This window comes from Cupriavidus taiwanensis (assembly GCF_900250115.1).
In the GTDB taxonomy this organism is placed as follows: Bacteria; Pseudomonadota; Gammaproteobacteria; order Burkholderiales; family Burkholderiaceae; genus Cupriavidus; species Cupriavidus taiwanensis_B.
Map to the genome: position 1 here is coordinate 1,008,342 of NZ_LT984803.1, position 18,877 is coordinate 1,027,218.

The window sequence follows — 18,877 nt, forward strand, 5'->3', positions numbered from 1 at the left end:
ATGGCGAAGCTCGATACCCTGAAGGCCGCGCTCGAGAAAGCTCTCGGCAAGCGCGTGCAGAAACTGGTCGAGGCGACCGGTGAACTGACGCTGATCGTCAAGGCCGACGACTACCTCGAAGTGGCGCAGATCCTGCGCGACGATCCGTCGCTGCGCTTCGAGCAGCTGATCGACCTGTGCGGCGTCGACTATTCCGAGTATGCCGAGGGCGCCTGGGACGGCCTGCGCTTTGCCGCGGTGTCGCAGCTGCTGTCGGTCACGCACAACTGGCGCCTGCGCCTGCGCGCGTTCGCCAGCGACGATGACTTTCCGGTGCTGCCGTCGCTGATCAACGTGTGGAACTCGGTCAACTGGTTCGAGCGCGAAGCCTTCGATTTCTACGGCATCGTGTTCGACGGCCATCCGGACCTGCGCCGCATCCTGACCGACTACGGTTTCGTCGGCCATCCGTTCCGCAAGGACTTCCCGGTTTCCGGCTTTGTCGAGATGCGCTACGACCCCGATCAGAAGCGGGTCATCTACCAGCCGGTCACGATCGAGCCGCGCGAAATCACGCCGCGCGTGATCCGCGAGGACAAGTACGGCGGCGTGGAGTACTGAGAACGCGTCATGGCAGATATCAAGAATTACACCCTGAACTTCGGCCCGCAGCATCCGGCCGCGCACGGCGTGCTGCGCCTGGTGCTGGAGCTGGACGGCGAAGTCATCCAGCGCGCCGATCCGCATATCGGCCTGCTGCACCGTGCCACCGAGAAGCTGGCCGAGCAGAAGACCTGGATCCAGAGCGTGCCGTACATGGACCGCCTCGACTACGTGTCGATGATGGTCAACGAGCACGCCTACGTGATGGCGATCGAGCGGCTGCTGGGCCTCGAGGTGCCGGTGCGCGCGCAGTACATCCGCGTGATGTTCGACGAGATCACCCGCCTGCTGAACCACCTGATGTGGATCGGCTCGCACGCGCTCGACGTGGGCGCGATGGCGGTGTTCCTGTACGCCTTCCGCGAACGCGAGGACATGTTCGACATGTACGAGGCGGTGTCGGGCGCGCGCATGCACGCGGCCTACTACCGTCCGGGCGGCGTGTACCGCGACCTGCCTGACACGATGCCGCAATATCGTGCCTCGAAGATCCACAACGAGCGTGCCATCAAGGCCATGAACGAAGCGCGTTCGGGCTCGCTGCTGGACTTCATCGAGGACTTCACCAACCGCTTCCCGAAGTACGTCGACGAGTACGAGACCCTGCTGACCGACAACCGGATCTGGAAGCAGCGCCTGGTGGACATCGGCGTGGTCAGCCCGGAACGCGCGCTGCAGATGGGCTTTACCGGCCCGATGCTGCGCGGCTCCGGCATTGCCTGGGACCTGCGCAAGAAGCAGCCGTACGAGGTGTACGACAAGCTGGACTTCGACGTGCCGGTGGGCGTGGGCGGCGACTGCTACGCGCGCTACCTGGTGCGCGTGGAAGAGATGCGCCAGTCCAACCGCATCATCAAGCAGTGCGTGGAATGGCTGCGCCGCAACCCGGGCCCGGTGATCACCGAGAACCACAAGGTGGCGCCACCCTCGCGCGTGGACATGAAGTCCAACATGGAAGAACTGATCCACCACTTCAAGCTCTTCACCGAAGGCATGCACGTGCCCGAAGGCGAGGCGTACGCGGCGGTGGAACACCCCAAGGGCGAGTTCGGCATCTACGCGATCTCGGACGGCGCGAACAAGCCGTACCGCCTGAAGATCCGTGCGCCTGGCTTCCCGCACCTGGCCGCGCTGGACGAAATGGCCAAGGGACACATGATTGCTGACGCGGTAACGATCATCGGCACGCAAGACATCGTCTTCGGCGAGATCGACCGCTAATCACGGACCGCCGGCCCGGACGACGATCCGGGCGCTTTCCGAGGGGCTCCGCCGAGCGGAGCGGCCCGGAAGACCCGCGGCGGACCGGCACGGCCTCAGGCCCGCCGGCGGAACGGCAGCGACGGCTGCAAACCTGCGGAGAGACGCCCGGTGGCGCTGTCTCCGGCGTTTTACTGCAATGACCATGCTATCAGCAGAAGCTCTCAAGGAAATCGATCGCGCGATCGCGAAGTATCCGGCCGACCAGAAGCAGTCGGCCGTGATGGCGGCGCTTGCCGTGGCGCAGGGCGAGGTGGGCTGGGTTTCCCCCGAAGTCATGCAGTTCGTCGCCAACTACCTCGAGATGCCACCCGTGTGGGTGGAAGAGGTGGCGACCTTCTACAACATGTACGACACCAAGCCGGTGGGCAAGTACAAGCTCACCGTCTGCACCAACCTGCCGTGCGCCCTGTCGGGCGGCGAGCGGGCTGGCGATTACCTGAAGCGCAAGCTCGGCATCGACTACAACGAAACCACCGCGGACGGTTGCTTCACGCTGAAGGAAGGCGAGTGCATGGGCGCCTGCGGCGACGCCCCGGTGATGATCGTCAACAACACCCGCATGTGCAGCTGGATGAGCGACGACAAGCTCGACGCCCTGGTCGAAGAGCTCAAGGCCGAGGCTGCCAAGGGGGCAAGTAACATGACCTGTCTGCACGACCGCCATATCCAGCCGCTGATCCTGGCCGGCCTGGACGGCAACAACTGGCACCTGGAAGACTACGTCAAGCGCGGCGGCTACCAGCAACTGAAGCGCATCCTGACCGAGAAGATCCCGCCCGAGCAGGTGATCGCCGACGTCAAGGCCTCGGGCCTGCGCGGCCGTGGCGGTGCGGGCTTCCCGACCGGCCTGAAGTGGAGCTTCATGCCGCGCACCTTCCCGGGTCAGAAATACCTGGTCTGCAACACCGATGAAGGCGAGCCCGGCACGTTCAAGGACCGCGACATCATCCGCTACAACCCGCATGCGCTGATCGAGGGCATGGCCATCGGCGCGTATGCGATGGGCATCACCGTGGGCTACAACTACATCCACGGCGAGATCTGGAACGAATACAAGATCTTCGAGGAAGCACTCGAAGAGGCGCGCGCCGCCGGATTCCTGGGCGACAACATCCTGGGCTCGGGCTTCAGCTTCCAGTTGCACGCCCACCACGGCTACGGCGCCTATATCTGCGGCGAGGAAACCGCGCTGCTCGAATCGCTGGAAGGCAAGAAGGGCCAGCCGCGCTTCAAGCCGCCGTTCCCCGCCAGCTTCGGCCTGTACGGCAAGCCGACCACCATCAACAACACCGAGACCTTCGCCGCGGTGCCGTTCCTGCTGGCCGTCGGCCCCGAGAACTACCTGAAGATGGGCAAGCCGAACAACGGCGGCACCAAGATCTTCTCGATCTCGGGCGACGTCGAGCGCCCCGGCAACTACGAGATCCCGCTGGGCACGCCGTTCGCCAAGCTGCTGGAACTGGCTGGCGGCATGCGCGGCGGCAAGCGCATCAAGGCGGTGATCCCCGGTGGTTCGTCCGCGCCGGTGGTGCCGGGCGACCTGATGATGGCGTCCGACATGGACTACGACTCGATCGCCAAGGCCGGCTCGATGCTGGGCTCGGGCGCGGTGATCGTGATGGACGAGACGCGCTGCATGGTCCGCTCGCTGCTGCGCCTGTCGTACTTCTATTTTGAGGAATCGTGCGGCCAGTGCACGCCGTGCCGCGAAGGCACCGGCTGGCTGTATCGCATGGTCAATCGCATCGAACACGGAGAAGGGCGCCAGGAAGACCTGGACCTGCTCAACAACGTCGCGGAAAACATCATGGGCCGCACCATCTGCGCGCTCGGCGATGCCGCGGCGATGCCGGTCCGCGGCATGCTCAAGCACTACTGGAAAGAGTTCGAATATCACGTCGAACACAAGCAGTGCATGGTTCCGGCCTACATCTAAGCGTGGCAGAACATGGTTGAACTAGAGATCGACGGCAAGAAGGTTGAGGTTGCTGAGGGCAGCCTGGTGATGGAAGCGGCCCGCAAGCTGGGCACCTACATCCCGCACTTCTGCTACCACCGCAAACTGTCCATCGCGGCCAACTGCCGCATGTGCCTGGTCGAGGTCGAGAAGGCCCCGAAGGCGCTGCCTGCCTGCGCCACGCCGGTGACCCCCGGCATGAAGGTCTTCACCAACTCGGAGAAGGCGGTCAAGGCGCAGAAGTCGGTGATGGAATTCCTGCTGATCAACCACCCGCTGGATTGCCCGATCTGCGATCAGGGCGGCGAGTGCCAGCTGCAGGACCTGGCCGTGGGCTACGGTGCCTCGGAGTCGCGCTACAAGGAAGAGAAGCGCGTGGTGTTCCACAAGAACGTGGGCCCGCTGATCTCCATGGAGGAGATGACCCGCTGCATCCACTGCACCCGCTGCGTGCGCTTCGGCCAGGAAGTGGCCGGCGTGATGGAGCTGGGCATGCTCAACCGCGGCGAGCATTCCGAGATCACCACCTTCGTCGGCAAGACCGTCGACTCGGAACTGTCGGGCAACATGATCGACCTGTGCCCGGTCGGCGCGCTGACCAGCAAGCCGTTCCGCTACTCGGCCCGCACCTGGGAACTGGCGCGCCGCAAGTCGGTGTCGCCGCACGACGGCCTGGGCGCCAACCTGGTGGTGCAGACCAAGAACCAGCGCGTAATGCGCGTGCTGCCGCTGGAAAACGAAGACATCAACGAGTGCTGGATCTCCGACAAGGACCGCTTCTCGTATGAAGGCCTGAACAGCGCCGACCGCCTGACCCGCCCGCTGCTGAAGCAGGGCGGCGAATGGATGGAAACCGACTGGCAGACCGCGCTCGAATACGTCGCCAATGGCCTCGCCGGGATCAAGCGCGAGCACGGCGCCGACCAGATCGCCGCGCTGGCCAGCCCGCACAGCACGCTGGAAGAACTGTTCCTGCTGGGCAAGCTGATGCGCGGCCTGGGCAGCGACAACGTCGACTTCCGCCTGCGCCAGACCGATTTCTCGGCCGCGCTGAAGGGCGCGCCGTGGCTGGGCATGCCGGTGGCCGACGTGACCAACCTGCAGCGCGCGCTGGTGATCGGCTCGTCGCTGCGCAAGGATCATCCGCTGCTGGCCTCGCGTCTGCGCCAGGCGACCAAGAAGGGCGCCCGCGTGACCGTGCTGGGTGCCGGCGGTGAAGACCTGCTGATGCCCGCGACCCGCATCGACGTGGCCCCGTCGGGCTGGACCGCCGCGCTGGCCGGCGTGGCCCGTGCCGTCGCCGCCGCCAAGGGCGTGGCGGCTCCGGCCGGCACCGAAGGCTTCGACGGTGGCGATGCCGCTGCCAAGGCCGCCGAGGCACTGCTGTCGGGCGAGCGCCGCGCCGTGTTCCTCGGCAACGAGGCCGTGCGTCATCCGCAGTTCGCGGGGCTGCACGCGCTGGCGCAGTGGATCGCGACCGAAACCGGCGCCACGCTGGGCTTCCTGACCGAAGCGGCCAATACCGTCGGCGGCCATATCGCCGGCGCGCTGCCGAAGCAGGGCGGCGCCAATGCGCAGGCCATGCTGGCGACGCCGCGCAAGGCCTACATCCTGCTGAACACCGAACCCGAGTTCGACGCCGCCGACCCGCGCCAGGCGCTGGCCGCCCTGGCCCAGGCCGGCACGGTGGTGGTGCTGTCGCCGTTCCGCTCGGAAGCGGCGATGCAGTACGCCGACGTGATCCTGCCGGTGACGCCGTTCACCGAGACCGCGGGCACCTTCGTCAACTGCGAGGGCAAGCCGCAGAGCTTCAACGGCGTGGTGCGCGCGCTGGGCGAATCGCGTCCGGGCTGGAAGGTGCTGCGCGTGCTGGGCAACCTGCTGGACGTGGCCGGCTTCGACTACGACACCGCCGAGGCGGTGCGCGCCGAAGTGCTGTCGGCCCCGGTCGAAGCGCAGCTGGACAACGCCACCGACGCAGCGATCCGCGTCTCCGCCGCTGTCGCCAATGGCATCGAGCGCATCGCCGACGTGCCGATCTACCATGCCGACCCGATCGTGCGCCGCGCCGAATCGCTGCAGCTGAGCGCCGCCGCGCGCCGCGCCATGCAGATCGCGCTGCCGGCCGACCTGTTCGCCAGCCTGGGGATCCAGTCGGGCGATCCGGTGCGGGTCACGCAAGGGCAGGGCAGCGTGGTGCTGCCGGCCGTGCTCGAGGCGACGCTGCCGGCCAACACCGTGCGCGTGCCGGCGGCAACGCCGGCGGCGATGAGCCTGGGCGCGATGTTCGGCACCGTCACCGTAGAGAAGGCCATTGACCTGGCGCCGGCCACCGGCACCGTGGCCACGGCGTAAGAACAAGAGCGAGAACAAGACATGATTGACTGGATTACCTCGCAAGGGCAGGGCGTACTGGGCGCGTACTGGACGCCGCTGTGGATCCTGATCCGCGCCGTGATCATCGTGGTGCCGCTGCTGCTGTGCGTGGCGTACCTGATCCTGTGGGAGCGCAAGCTGATCGGCTGGATGCACGTCCGTATCGGCCCGAACCGCGTCGGTCCGCTGGGCCTGCTGCAGCCGATCGCCGACGTGCTGAAGCTGCTGCTCAAGGAAGTCATGATGCCCACGCAGGTCAGCCGGGGCATGTACCTGATCGCCCCGCTGATGGTGCTGATGCCGGCCGTGGCGGTCTGGGCCGTGATTCCGTTCCAGGCCGAGGTGGTGATGGCCGACGTCAGCGCCGGCCTGCTTTACGTGATGGCGATCAGCTCGGTCGGCGTCTACGGCGTGATCCTGGCCGGCTGGGCCTCCAACTCCAAGTACGCCTTCATCGGCGCGATGCGCGCCGCGGCGCAGATGGTGTCGTATGAAATCGCCATGGGCTTTGCCCTGGTGACGGTGCTGATGGTTGCCGGCAGCCTGAACCTGTCGGCCATCGTCAACGGCCAGAACACCGGCTACTTCGCCGACATGGGCATCAACATCCTGTCGTGGAACTGGCTGCCGCTGCTGCCGATGTTCGGCGTGTACTTCATCTCGGGCGTGGCCGAAACCAACCGCCACCCGTTCGACGTGGTCGAAGGCGAATCGGAAATCGTGGCCGGCCACATGATCGAATACTCGGGCATGGGCTTCGCGCTGTTCTTCCTGGCCGAGTACATCAACATGATCATCATCTCGACGATGACCGCGCTGATGTTCCTGGGCGGCTGGGCGCCTCCGTTCGAGAGCGTGGTGACCAATGCGATCCCCGGCTTCTTCTGGCTGCTGATCAAGGTATTCCTGCTGCTGTCGGTGTTTATCTGGATTCGTGCCTCGTTCCCGCGCTACCGCTATGACCAGATCATGCGCCTGGGCTGGAAGGTGTTCATTCCCCTGACCGTGGCCTGGCTGATCATCGTGGCGATCTGGATCAAGTCGCCGTGGAACATCTGGCACTGAACGGCCAAACGACGGTGCGCCTGCCCGGCAGGGCGCGCACCGTGTGGAAATACTAGGAAGCATCATGCTGCTCGCCATCAAGGACTTCTTCAACAGCCTGCTCCTGAAGGAACTCTTCAAGGGCATGGCCCTGACCGGCCGCTATCTCTTCGCGCGCAAGATCACGGTCCAGTTCCCGGAAGAGAAGACGCCGATCTCGCCGCGCTTCCGCGGGCTGCACGCGCTGCGCCGCTACCCCAACGGGGAAGAGCGCTGCATCGCCTGCAAGCTGTGCGAGGCGGTGTGCCCGGCGCTGGCCATCACGATCGAGTCCGACGCGCGCGCCGACGGCACGCGCCGCACCACGCGCTATGACATCGACCTGACCAAGTGCATCTTCTGCGGCTTCTGCGAAGAGGCCTGCCCGGTCGACGCCATCGTCGAGACGCAGATCCTGGAATACCACGGCGAAAAGCGCGGCGACCTGTACTTCACCAAGGACATGCTGCTGGCCGTGGGCGACCGCTACGAGCCGCAGATCGCCGCGGCCAAGGCGGCCGATGCGAAGTACCGCTAAGCCGGATGCCGGCCGGAAGTTTCGGCCACAGACGTAACGCCGGTTGGCGGCTGCCGCAAGCAGCAGACCTGGCAGCCGCCGCCACCGAATTGAAATGCGGTCCCTGCAATGCAAGGGGCCAATGCAAGGATGCCGCAGGAGCGGGCCACCCGAGGGGATGGCTTGTGCCGGACGGCCCAGAGAGGATCCGATAGGGACCATGGAACTCACGACCACCATCTTCTACGTCTTTGCGCTGGTGCTGGTGCTCTCCGCACTGAAAGTCATCACCGCGAAGAACCCCGTGCACTCCGCACTGTTCCTCGTGCTGTCGTTCTTCACGGCCGCGGCGATCTGGATGCTGCTGCAGGCGGAATTCCTCGCCATCCTGCTGGTGCTGGTCTATGTCGGCGCAGTGATGGTGCTGTTCCTGTTCGTGGTGATGATGATCGATATCGACATCGAGCACCTGCGCCGCGACTTCTGGACCTACGTGCCGATGGCATCGATCGTCGGTGCGCTGATCATCGCCGAGATGGCGATCGTGCTGGTGCGCAACTTCGTCGGCACCACCACGCCGGTGGCGCCGAGCGGCTCGCAGGAGCCGGGCTACTCGAACACCGCCGCGCTCGGCAAGCTGATCTACACGGACTACATCTACGCCTTCGAAGTGGCGGGCATCATCCTGCTGGTGGCGATCATCGCCGCCGTGGCGCTGACCCTGCGCCGCCGCAAGGACGTCAAGGCCCAGGACGTGTCGGCACAGCTGCGCACCCGCCGCGACGAGCGCGTGCGCCTGGTGCCGATGGCCGCCGAAGGCCAGACCCAGCAGACGGAAGCCGCGGCTGCCGCCAATAAGAACTAAAGCCCGGAGAAATCGCTGTGCTCTCTCTCGCTCATTTCCTCGTGCTCGGTGCGATCCTGTTTGCGATCAGCATCGTCGGCATCTTCCTGAACCGCAAGAACGTGATCGTGCTGCTGATGGCGATCGAACTGATGCTGCTTGCGGTGAACATCAACTTCGTTGCCTTCTCGCATTACCTGGGCGACCTGGCTGGTCAGGTTTTCGTTTTCTTCATCCTTACGGTGGCCGCCGCCGAGTCGGCAATCGGTCTGGCAATCCTGGTGGTGCTGTTCCGCAACCTGGATACGATCAACGTGGACGACATGGACACCCTGAAGTACTGATCCGTGGCGCACTACGTAGATACCCAAGACTCACCGACCGCACACCACTAAGCGTCCTATGGCAACCACGCTCAACCCTAACCTGCTGCTTGCGATCCCGCTGGCGCCGCTAGTCGGCTCAGCGATCGCCGGCCTGTTCGGTACCAAGTTCTTTGGCCTGTTTTCCTCGGAGTCGCGCGGCGGCCGGATCGTGGCCCACAGCTCGACCATCCTCGGCGTGGCCATTGCCTGCGTGCTGTCGGTGATGGTGCTGCTCGACGTGATCAACGGCGCGGGCTACAACGGCACCGTCTACGAGTGGATGGCCATCGGCAGCCTGAAGATGGAGGTCGGCTTCCTGGTCGACTCGCTGACCGCGATGATGATGGTGGTGGTGACCTTCGTCTCGCTGATGGTGCACATCTACACCGTCGGCTACATGGACGGCGACCCCGGCTACAACCGCTTCTTCGCCTACATCTCGCTGTTCACCTTCTCGATGCTGATGCTGGTGATGAGCAACAACTTCCTGCAGCTGTTCTTCGGCTGGGAAGCGGTGGGCCTGGTGTCGTACCTGCTGATCGGCTTCTGGTACACCCGCCCGACGGCGATCTTCGCCAACATGAAGGCGTTCCTGGTCAACCGCGTCGGCGACTTCGGCTTTATCCTGGGCATCGGCCTGCTGCTGGCCTACGCCGGCAGCATGAACTACACCGAAGTATTCGCCGCGCGCGACCAGCTGGCTACCGTGGTTTTCCCGGGCACCGACTGGATGATGATCACCGTGGCCTGCATCTGCCTGTTCGTCGGCGCGATGGGCAAGTCGGCGCAGTTCCCGCTGCACGTGTGGCTGCCTGACTCGATGGAAGGCCCGACCCCGATCTCCGCGCTGATCCACGCCGCAACCATGGTGACCGCGGGCATCTTCATGGTCGCGCGCATGTCGCCGCTGTTCGAGCTGTCGGACACCGCGCTGTCGTTCGTGCTGGTGATCGGTGCCATCACGGCGCTGTTCATGGGTTTCCTGGGTATCATCCAGAACGACATCAAGCGCGTGGTCGCGTACTCGACGCTGTCGCAGCTGGGCTACATGACCGTGGCGCTGGGCGCCTCGGCCTACTCGGTGGCGGTGTTCCACCTGATGACGCACGCCTTCTTCAAGGCGCTGCTGTTCCTGGGCGCGGGCTCGGTCATCATCGGCATGCACCACGACCAGGACATCCGCAACATGGGCGGCCTGCGCAAGCACATGCCGATCACCTGGATCACCTCGCTGGTGGGTTCGCTGGCGCTGATCGGCACGCCGTTCTTCGCCGGCTTCTACTCCAAGGACTCGATCATCGAGGCCGTGGCCGAGTCGCATATCGCCGGTTCGGGCTTTGCCTACTTCGCCGTGCTGGCGGGCGTGTTCGTCACCGCGTTCTACTCGTTCCGCATGTACTTCCTGGTGTTCCATGGCAAGTCGCGCTGGGGCCAGAACCATGCGCACCAGCACCATGAGGGCGACCACGCGGACGAGGAAGTCTCGCACGACCATCACCACGGCCTGGCCGCCGGCGAGACGCCGCACGAGTCGCCGTGGGTGGTGACGCTGCCGCTGGTGCTGCTGGCGATCCCGTCGGTGGTGATCGGTGCGATCGCGATCGAGCCGATGCTGTTCGGCAATTTCTTCAAGATGGGCATCGCCTTCAAGGACGTGATCTTCGTCGGTGAGAACCACCACGCCATGGCCGAGCTGAAGGAAGCCTTCCACGGCTGGGTGCCGATGGCGATCCACTCGCTGACCACGCCGGTGCTGTGGCTGGCCATCGCCGGGGTGGTGCTGTCGTGGTTCTTCTACATGAAGCGCCCGGATATCCCCGAAGCCATCGCCAATCGCTTCTCGGGCCTGTACAAGCTGCTCGACAACAAGTACTACATGGACGCCATCAACCAGGCCGTGTTCGCCCGCGGCGCACGCCTGCTCGGTACCGGCCTGTGGAAGGGCGGCGACCAGAGCCTGATCGACGGCCTGTTCGTCAACGGCGCGGCGCGCGTGGTGGCATCGTTTGCTTCGGCCAGCCGCTACCTGCAGTCGGGCTACATCTACCACTACGCGTTCGCGATGATCGTCGGCATGCTGGTGCTGCTGACGCTGACGATCACGGGCGTGATCGGCACCAAGTGATAGGCACCAAGTAAGGAAAACATAGAAATGGTTCTGTCTTTCTCAATCTGGCTGCCTGTCTTCTTCGGCCTGCTGATCCTGGCCTTCGGCTCGGACCGCAGCCCCGGCTTCGTGCGCTGGATGTCGCTGTTCGGCTCGATCGCCAGCTTCGTCGTCACGCTGCCGCTGGTATTTAGCTTCGACCGCGCCACCGCGGCGATGCAGTTCGTCGAGAAGGCGAACTGGATCGAGCGCTTCAACATCCACTACCTGCTGGGCGTCGACGGCCTGTCGATGTGGTTCGTGGTGCTGACCGCCTTCATCACCGTGATCGTGGTGATCTCGGCCTGGGAAGTGATCACGGAGCGCGTGGCCGAGTACATGGCCTCGTTCCTGATCCTGTCCGGCCTGATGGTGGGTGTGTTCTGCGCGCTCGACGGCATGCTGTTCTACGTGTTCTTCGAAGCCACGCTGATCCCGATGTACATCATCATCGGTGTCTGGGGCGGTCCGAACCGTGTCTACGCGGCCTTCAAGTTCTTCCTGTACACGCTGCTGGGCTCGCTGCTGACGCTGGTCGCGCTGCTGTACCTGTACAACAAGACCGGCACCTTCGACATCCTGCAATGGCACCAGGCCAAGCTGTCGATGAACGAGCAGATCGCGCTGTTCCTGGCCTTCTTCGTCGCGTTCGCGGTCAAGGTGCCGATGTGGCCGGTGCATACCTGGCTGCCCGACGCCCACGTCGAAGCGCCGACCGGCGGCTCGGTGGTGCTGGCTGCGATCATGCTGAAGCTGGGCGCCTACGGCTTCCTGCGCTTCTCGCTGCCGATCGCGCCCGACGCCAGCCACTACCTGGCCCCGTTCATCATCACCATCTCGCTGATCGCGGTGATCTACATCGGCCTGGTGGCGCTGGTGCAGGCCGACATGAAAAAGCTGGTGGCGTATTCGTCGATCGCCCACATGGGCTTCGTCACGCTGGGCTTCTTCATCTTCAGCGATATCGGTGTAGAAGGCGGCATCGTACAGATGATCTCGCACGGCTTTATCTCGGGCGCGATGTTCCTGTGCATCGGCGTGCTGTACGACCGCGTGCACTCACGCCAGATCGCCGACTACGGCGGCGTGGTCAACACCATGCCCAAGTTCGCCGCGCTGTCGGTGTTCTTCGCCATGGCCAACTGCGGCCTGCCGGCCACCTCCGGTTTCGTCGGCGAATTCATGGTGATCCTGGGCGCGGTCAAGTTCAACTTCTGGATCGGCCTGCTGGCCGCCACCGCGCTGATCCTTGGCGCCGCCTACTCGCTGTGGATGGTCAAGCGCGTGATCTTCGGCGACGTCGTGCACCAGCATGTGCGCGAACTGGCCGACCTGAACAAGCGTGAGTTCATCATGCTCGGCCTGCTGGCCCTCATGACGCTGTACATGGGCCTGCACCCGAAGCCCTTTACCGACGTGATGCACCCGTCCGTGGTCAACCTGCTGCAGCACGCGGCGCAGTCGAAGCTGTAATCGGGGAGAGATATCAACATGCAACCGTCCTCGACACTCGCCCCCGTGGCGCCGATCATCTTCCTGGCGATCGCCATCGCCGCGGTCAACTGGATCGACCTTGCCCGGGGCAAGGGCAAGCAGAGCGTGGCCTACCCGCTGTCGCTGCTGACCACGCTGGTGCTGACCGCCTGGTTCGGCATGAACGCCGCCACCGGCGAGACCCACTACGCGTTCGCCAACCTGGTCGTGATCGACCCGATGGCCAACGTGCTGTCGGCGTTCTGCGCCGCCGGCCTGTTCGTCACGCTGGTCTATACGCGCCGCTACCTGGCCGAGCGCGACATGTTTGCCGGCGAGTTCTACATGCTGGCGCTGTTCACGCTGGGCGGCCAGATCGTGATGATCACCGGCAACAACTTCCTGACCCTGTACCTGGGCCTGGAACTGCTGTCGCTGTCGTCGTACGCGCTGGTGGCGCTGCGCCGCGAGTCGCGCGTGACCTCCGAATCGGCGATGAAGTACTTCGTGCTGGGCGCGCTGGCTTCGGGCTTCCTGCTGTACGGCATCTCGATGATGTACGGCGCCACCGGTTCGCTGAACCTGGGCGAGGTGTTCCGCGCGGTCGAGTCCGGCCGCATCAACACCACCATGCTGGCCTTCGGCGTGGTCTTCATCGTCGCCGGCCTGTCGTTCAAGCTGGGCGCAGCGCCGTTCCACATGTGGATTCCGGACATCTACCAGGGCTCGCCGACCGCGGTGACGTTGCTGATCGCCGGCGGCCCGAAGGTGGCGGCGTTCGCGCTGTTTATCCGCGTGCTGGTGGAAGGCCTGCTGCCGCTGGCCAGCGACTGGCAGATGATGCTGGTGGTGCTGTCGATCGTGTCGCTGGCGATCGGCAACCTGACCGCGATCGTGCAGAGCAACCTGAAGCGGATGCTGGCGTACTCGACGATCTCGCACATGGGCTTCGTGCTGCTCGGCCTGCTCTCGGGCGTGGTCGCCAACAAGGCCGACGGCGCCGCCGACGCCTACAGCTCGGCGATGTTCTACTCGGTGACCTACCTGCTGACCACGCTGGGCACCTTCGGCATCATCCTGCTGCGTACCAGCAAGGGCTTCGAGGCCGAGACCCTGGAAGACCTGAAGGGCATGTCGCGCCGCAACCCGTGGTTTGCCTTCCTGATGCTGGTGATGATGTTCTCGCTGGCGGGCATCCCGCCGACCGTGGGCTTCTATGCCAAGCTGGCGGTGCTCGACGCGGTGGTCAAGGCCGGCATGACCTGGCTGGCAGTGGTGGCGGTGCTGTTCTCGCTGATCGGAGCGTTCTACTACCTGCGCATCGTCAAGCTGATGTACTTCGACGCGCCCGCCGGCGAAGAACAGCTGGAAGCCACCTTCGGCCTGCGTTCGATGCTGAGCGTGAATGGCGCCGCGGTGATCCTGCTGGGCCTGTTCCCGGCCGCGCTGATGAACCTGTGCTACCAGGCCATCCGCTCGACCCTGGGTTCCTGATCCGCCACGCAAGATGAGCGCCTCCGCAAGCGGCTGGTTTGTCATCCTGCTGGCACTGGTCTGTGCGAACCTGCCGTTCGTCAACCAGCGCCTGTTCGTGGTGATCCCGCTGCGGCAGGCGCGCAAGCCGCTGTGGCTGCGCCTGCTCGAACTGATCGTCTGGTTCGGAGTGGCCGGCGCAGCCGGCTTCGCGGTGGAAGCCAACCTGGGCGGCACTGTTGCGCAGGGCTGGCAGTTCTACGCCATCACCGCCTGCATGATGCTGGTGTTTGCCTTCCCCGGCTTCACCTGGCAATACCTCGTCAAACACCGCACGGCCTGAAGCCGGTCTTGTCGGCGCCGGGCCCTGCCTGATCCGGAGCGTCCATGACCGACAAGACCCCACGCGGTACCCAACTTCCCGCCGCATCCGCCGGCCTGTCCGAGAACGACGACGCACTGAAGGAAGTGTGCGTGGCGTCGGCCACGGTCCATCGCGGCAAGTTCCTTACCCTCAAGCAGGACATCGTCAGACTGCCCGACGGCAAGCAGACCGGGCGCGAGTACGTGGTCCATCCCGGCGCGGTCATGATGATCCCGCTGTTCGACGACGGCACCGTGCTGATGGAGCGCCAGTTCCGCTACCCGGTGGGCGAGGTGATGCTGGAGTTCCCCGCGGGCAAGCTCGATCCCGAAGAGGGCGCGCAGCGCTGCGGCGAGCGCGAGCTGCTCGAGGAAACCGGCTACCGCGCCACGCGCTGGGACTACCTGACGCGCATCCATCCCGTCATTTCGTATTCGACCGAATTCATCGACATCCTGCTGGCACGCGACCTGACGCATGGCGAGGCGCAGCTCGACGACGGCGAGTTCCTGGAAACATTTATCGCGCCGGCCGGGCAGGTACTAGACTGGGTGCGCAGCGGCCGCATCACCGATGTGAAGACGATCATCGGCGCGTTCTGGCTGGAAAAAGTGATTTCCGGTGCCTGGCAACCGGGTGAGCAGCCGATGCCGGAGTACGGGGCGGCACACCGGTGAACGGTGCCGCGCCGGCGCTGCCAGGCTGTTCCGAACGGTCGTTCTAAAAAATTTAGCACGACCGTTCACAAAATTTGGATTCGCGGATAATATAGCTTTTGACGGGCTGGAAAGATCATGAAGGTGCTCGACCTGCGCTGCGCGCATGACCATCGTTTCGAGGGCTGGTTTGCCTCGGAGGAAGAGGCGCACTCGCAAATCTCGCGTGACCTGGTCCAATGCCCGGTCTGTGGCGACCACGCCGTGACCCGGCTGCCCAGCGCGCCGCGCCTGAACCTGTCGGGTGCGACGGCGCGCGAGGGCAAGGCCAGGCCGGCGCCGCCGTCCGCCGCACCGGTGACACTGCAAGCGCTCTATATGAAGGCAGTGAAACAGGTGCTGGCGCAGACCGAGGACGTTGGCGACCGCTTTGCCGAGGAGGCAAGGCGCATGCACTACGACGAGGCGCCGGAACGCGGCATCCGCGGTTCGGCCTCGCCGGAGGAAGTGCAGGCGCTGGCCGAGGAGGGCATCGAGACCTTTCCGCTCGTGGTGCCGGATGCGCTGAAGCAGACGGCTCACTGAATTGCGTCCTGTGCCCGTTGCTGTCGGCGCATGACGCGCAGGCAGAACAAACCGCCGGCGGCCCGCGCCATGCCGGCACCACTGGAGACGGGCATGGATCTCAACTATTCGGCGTCCGACGATGCCTTCCGCGAGGAAGTGCGTAGCTGGCTCGAAGCCAACTTGCCGGCGGACATCCGCAGCAAGATTCTCAACCACCGCCGTCCGAACCGCGACGACCTCGTGCGCTGGCACAAGATCCTTGCCGGCAAGGGTTGGTCCGCGCCGCACTGGCCCGTCCAATACGGCGGCACCGGCTGGAACGCCACCCAGCGCCATATCTGGGACGAAGAGAATGCCCGCGTCGGCGCGCCCGGCGTGCTGCCGTTCGGCGTGGCGATGGTCGCGCCGGTGATCATGAAGTACGGCAACGAGCAACAGAAGTCGTACCACCTGCCGCGCATCCTCGACTGCACCGACTGGTGGTGCCAGGGCTACTCCGAGCCGGGTTCGGGTTCGGACCTGGCTTCGGTCAAGACCCGCGCCGAACTGACCCCGGACGGCAAGCACTACATCGTCAACGGCCAGAAGACCTGGACCACGCTCGGCCAGCACGCCGACATGATCTTCTGCCTGGTCCGCACCGATCCCGAGGCCAAAAAGCAGGAGGGCATCTCGTTCCTGCTGATCGACATGAAGACCCCGGGCATCACCGTGCGCCCGATCATCATGCTCGACGAAGAGCACGAGGTGAACGAAGTCTTCTTCGACAACGTCAAGGTGCCGGTCGAGAACCGCGTCGGCGAAGAGAACAAGGGCTGGACCTACGCCAAGTACCTGCTCGGCCATGAGCGCACCGGCATTGCCCGCGTCGGCAATTCCAAGCGCGAGCTGGGCTTCCTCAAGCGCGTGGCGCGCCAGCAGCAGAAGAACGGCAAGCCGCTGCTGGAAGATCCGGTGTTCGGCGCCAAGGTGGCCGCGCTCGAAATCGAGCTGATGGCGCTGGAGATCACCGTGCTGCGCGTGGTGTCGAGCGAAGCGGCGGGCAAGGGCCCCGGCCCCGAGGCCTCGATGCTCAAGATCAAGGGCACCGAGATCCAGCAACTGCTGACCGAGCTGATGGTGGAGGCCGTCGGCCCGTACGCGCAGCCGTTCGACACCGCTTACCTCGAGTGCGAGACCGAGCACGCCGTGACCGGCTACGACGACGCCGCGCCGCTGGCCGCGTACTACTTCAACTATCGCAAGACCTCCATCTATGGCGGGTCCAACGAAATTCAGAAGAACATCATCAGCCAGATGATTCTGGGGCTGTGAGGAGACACGCATCATGAACTTCAATCTCAGCGACGAACAGAAGCAGCTGGCCGACGCCGTCCGCCGTTTCATCGACAAGGACTACGGTTTCGAGGACCGCAAGAAGAACTACGAAAGCGCCGCCGGCTACGGCGAAACGGCATGGAGCGCGCTGGCCGAGCTTGGCCTGACCGCGCTGCCGGTGCCGGAAGCGCAGGGCGGTTTCGCGGGCAAGGCGCTCGACATGATGGTGGTGCAGCAGGAACTGGGACGCGGCCTGATCGTGGAGCCGTACCTGGCCACGGTGGTGGGTGCCTACGCTTTGGGCCTGGCCGGCGGCCAGGACGCACTGCTGGAGCAGGTGGCCGGCGGCGAACTGAAGCTGGCCGTGGCATTCAACGAGCCGCAGGCGCGTTACGAGCTGAACCACGTGCGCGTCACCGCCCGCGACGGCAAGCTCAACGGCCGCAAGACCGTGGTGGTGCATGGCGGCCAGGCCGACCGGCTGATCGTGTCGGCGCGCAGCAGCGGCGCCGAGGCCGACCAGGACGGCATCTCGCTGTTCCTGGTCGATGCCAAGGGCGCGGGCGTCAGCATCAAGGACTACCGCACCATCGACAACCTGCGCGCCGCCGATATCAGCTTCCAGGATGCGCCCGCGCAATTGCTGGGCGAAGCCGGCAAGGGCTTCGCGCTGGTCGAGCAGGTGGCGGACTACGCCGCGGTGCTGCTGTGCGCCGAGGCCGTGGGCGTGATGGACACGCTCAACGCCGCGACGCTGGAATACGCCAAGACGCGCCAGCAGTTCGGCGTGCCGATCGCGCGTTTCCAGGCGCTGCAGCACCGCATGGTCGAGATGTTCATCCATGCCGAGCAGTCGCGCTCGATCACGCTGCTGGCCGCGGCTCGCTTCGAGGAAGCCACGCCGGAACAGCGCCGCCGCTACGTCTCCGCCGCCAAGGCCCGCGTGGGCCAGGCCGCGCGCACGGTGGGACAGGAAGCGGTGCAGATCCACGGCGGCATGGGCGTGACCAACGAACTGCCGGCCGCGCACATGTTCAAGCGGCTCACGATGATCAACACCACCTTCGGCGACGTCGATCATCACCTGGGCCGCTTCGCCGCCCAGCCGGGGTTCCAGGAAGCTGCCTGACGCTGACTTATGCATACCGCTGGTCGACTCCCCTCTCCCGCTTGCGGGAGACGGGAGCCCTCACCAGCGGTGATGGCTTGCGTCCAGCGTAGAACCGCGCCATAGGCCATCGGCCTTGGCGCGGTTTTTTCTTTGCGAGATGTTAGGGGCGGGTTCGGCAAATACGGACATCCGGTCCTGGCAGGCATGCGATCATCCTCAACACAAGGCCATGGCCAACCACAACGGAGTAGACAACCGATGCTGTATTTCGAGGATTTTGAAGCCGGCAGCCGCCGTGAACTGGGCTCCTACCTCGTCACCGAGGAAGAGATCCTGAGCTTCGCGCGCCAGTACGATCCGCAGCCATTCCATATTGACAAGGAAGCCGCCACCAGCAGCATCTACGGCGGGCTGATTTCGAGCGGGTGGATGACATGCTCGATCATGATGCGCCTGCTGGTGCTGAGCACCACCGGCAAGTCGGCCAGCATGGGCTCGCCCGGCGTCGACGAGATCCGCTGGCTCAAGCCGGTCTATGCCGGCGACACGCTAACCGTCGTGCTGAACGTGCTCGACAGCCGGCCGTCGCAGTCCAAGCCGGACCGTGGCGTGGTCCATACCCAGTGGGAGGCCACCAACCAGCGCGGCGAGCTGGTGTGCACCGTCAAGGGCATGGGAATGTATGGCCGCCGGCCCGCGTAAGAACACTTAACCGTCACGAGG

The 18,877-nt window shown here is 64.9% G+C and carries 17 protein-coding genes and 1 pseudogene; all 18 read left to right on the plus strand.

Annotation, left to right across the window (positions count from 1 at the left end):
* The 18 genes and pseudogenes from CBM2586_RS04940 (at position 1) to CBM2586_RS05020 (ending at position 18,856) form a co-directional block, all read left to right on the plus strand.
* Entirely contained in the window at positions 1–600 is a 600-nt protein-coding gene (locus tag CBM2586_RS04940; protein WP_115662603.1) for an NADH-quinone oxidoreductase subunit C, read from the plus strand.
* A gap of 9 nt (positions 601–609) precedes the next feature.
* A complete protein-coding gene (locus CBM2586_RS04945; RefSeq protein ID WP_115662602.1) occupies positions 610–1,863 on the plus strand; it encodes an NADH-quinone oxidoreductase subunit D in 1,254 nt (417 codons plus the stop codon).
* A gap of 184 nt (positions 1,864–2,047) precedes the next feature.
* A pseudogene (gene nuoE, locus CBM2586_RS31955) lies at positions 2,048–2,506 on the plus strand (NADH-quinone oxidoreductase subunit NuoE); the annotation flags it as partial.
* A gap of 39 nt (positions 2,507–2,545) precedes the next feature.
* Complete coding sequence (nuoF, locus tag CBM2586_RS04950) at positions 2,546–3,841, plus strand: NADH-quinone oxidoreductase subunit NuoF (RefSeq protein ID WP_012352334.1); 1,296 nt, start codon at positions 2,546–2,548, stop codon at positions 3,839–3,841.
* Positions 3,842–3,853: 12 nt separating this feature from the next.
* Complete coding sequence (nuoG, locus tag CBM2586_RS04955; protein WP_115662601.1) at positions 3,854–6,217, plus strand: NADH-quinone oxidoreductase subunit NuoG; 2,364 nt, start codon at positions 3,854–3,856, stop codon at positions 6,215–6,217.
* A 21-nt stretch (positions 6,218–6,238) separates the two neighbouring features.
* Positions 6,239–7,303 carry an NADH-quinone oxidoreductase subunit NuoH gene (gene nuoH / locus CBM2586_RS04960; RefSeq protein ID WP_115662600.1) on the plus strand — a complete coding sequence of 355 codons (1,065 nt, stop codon included), beginning with the start codon at positions 6,239–6,241 and terminating at the stop codon, positions 7,301–7,303.
* 64 nt (positions 7,304–7,367) lie between these two features.
* A complete protein-coding gene (gene nuoI / locus CBM2586_RS04965) occupies positions 7,368–7,859 on the plus strand; it encodes an NADH-quinone oxidoreductase subunit NuoI (protein ID WP_010809124.1) in 492 nt (163 codons plus the stop codon).
* 199 nt (positions 7,860–8,058) lie between these two features.
* Positions 8,059–8,703 (plus strand): NADH-quinone oxidoreductase subunit J, encoded by a 645-nt coding sequence (locus tag CBM2586_RS04970; RefSeq protein WP_115662599.1) that lies wholly within the window; start codon positions 8,059–8,061, stop codon positions 8,701–8,703.
* Positions 8,704–8,720: 17 nt separating this feature from the next.
* On the plus strand, positions 8,721–9,026 hold the full coding sequence (gene nuoK / locus CBM2586_RS04975; RefSeq protein WP_029044763.1) for an NADH-quinone oxidoreductase subunit NuoK: 306 nt from the start codon (positions 8,721–8,723) through the stop codon (positions 9,024–9,026).
* A gap of 58 nt (positions 9,027–9,084) precedes the next feature.
* Positions 9,085–11,172 carry an NADH-quinone oxidoreductase subunit L gene (gene nuoL / locus CBM2586_RS04980; protein ID WP_115686953.1) on the plus strand — a complete coding sequence of 696 codons (2,088 nt, stop codon included), beginning with the start codon at positions 9,085–9,087 and terminating at the stop codon, positions 11,170–11,172.
* A 27-nt stretch (positions 11,173–11,199) separates the two neighbouring features.
* On the plus strand, positions 11,200–12,666 hold the full coding sequence (locus tag CBM2586_RS04985) for an NADH-quinone oxidoreductase subunit M (protein WP_115662597.1): 1,467 nt from the start codon (positions 11,200–11,202) through the stop codon (positions 12,664–12,666).
* 18 nt (positions 12,667–12,684) lie between these two features.
* On the plus strand, positions 12,685–14,160 hold the full coding sequence (gene nuoN / locus CBM2586_RS04990) for an NADH-quinone oxidoreductase subunit NuoN (RefSeq protein WP_115662596.1): 1,476 nt from the start codon (positions 12,685–12,687) through the stop codon (positions 14,158–14,160).
* Positions 14,161–14,173: 13 nt separating this feature from the next.
* Positions 14,174–14,482 (plus strand): DUF2818 family protein, encoded by a 309-nt coding sequence (locus CBM2586_RS04995; protein WP_115686954.1) that lies wholly within the window; start codon positions 14,174–14,176, stop codon positions 14,480–14,482.
* A gap of 44 nt (positions 14,483–14,526) precedes the next feature.
* On the plus strand, positions 14,527–15,180 hold the full coding sequence (locus CBM2586_RS05000; protein WP_172583268.1) for an NUDIX domain-containing protein: 654 nt from the start codon (positions 14,527–14,529) through the stop codon (positions 15,178–15,180).
* A 117-nt stretch (positions 15,181–15,297) separates the two neighbouring features.
* A complete protein-coding gene (locus CBM2586_RS05005) occupies positions 15,298–15,744 on the plus strand; it encodes a DUF1178 family protein (RefSeq protein WP_115662594.1) in 447 nt (148 codons plus the stop codon).
* 93 nt (positions 15,745–15,837) lie between these two features.
* Positions 15,838–17,040, plus strand: a complete 1,203-nt coding sequence (locus CBM2586_RS05010) for an acyl-CoA dehydrogenase family protein (RefSeq protein WP_115686955.1) — start codon at positions 15,838–15,840, stop codon at positions 17,038–17,040.
* Between the two features lie 13 nt (positions 17,041–17,053).
* A complete protein-coding gene (locus CBM2586_RS05015; RefSeq protein ID WP_115686956.1) occupies positions 17,054–18,172 on the plus strand; it encodes an acyl-CoA dehydrogenase family protein in 1,119 nt (372 codons plus the stop codon).
* 240 nt (positions 18,173–18,412) lie between these two features.
* Positions 18,413–18,856 (plus strand): MaoC family dehydratase, encoded by a 444-nt coding sequence (locus CBM2586_RS05020; protein ID WP_115662591.1) that lies wholly within the window; start codon positions 18,413–18,415, stop codon positions 18,854–18,856.
* The last annotated feature ends 21 nt before the right edge of the window (positions 18,857–18,877 follow it).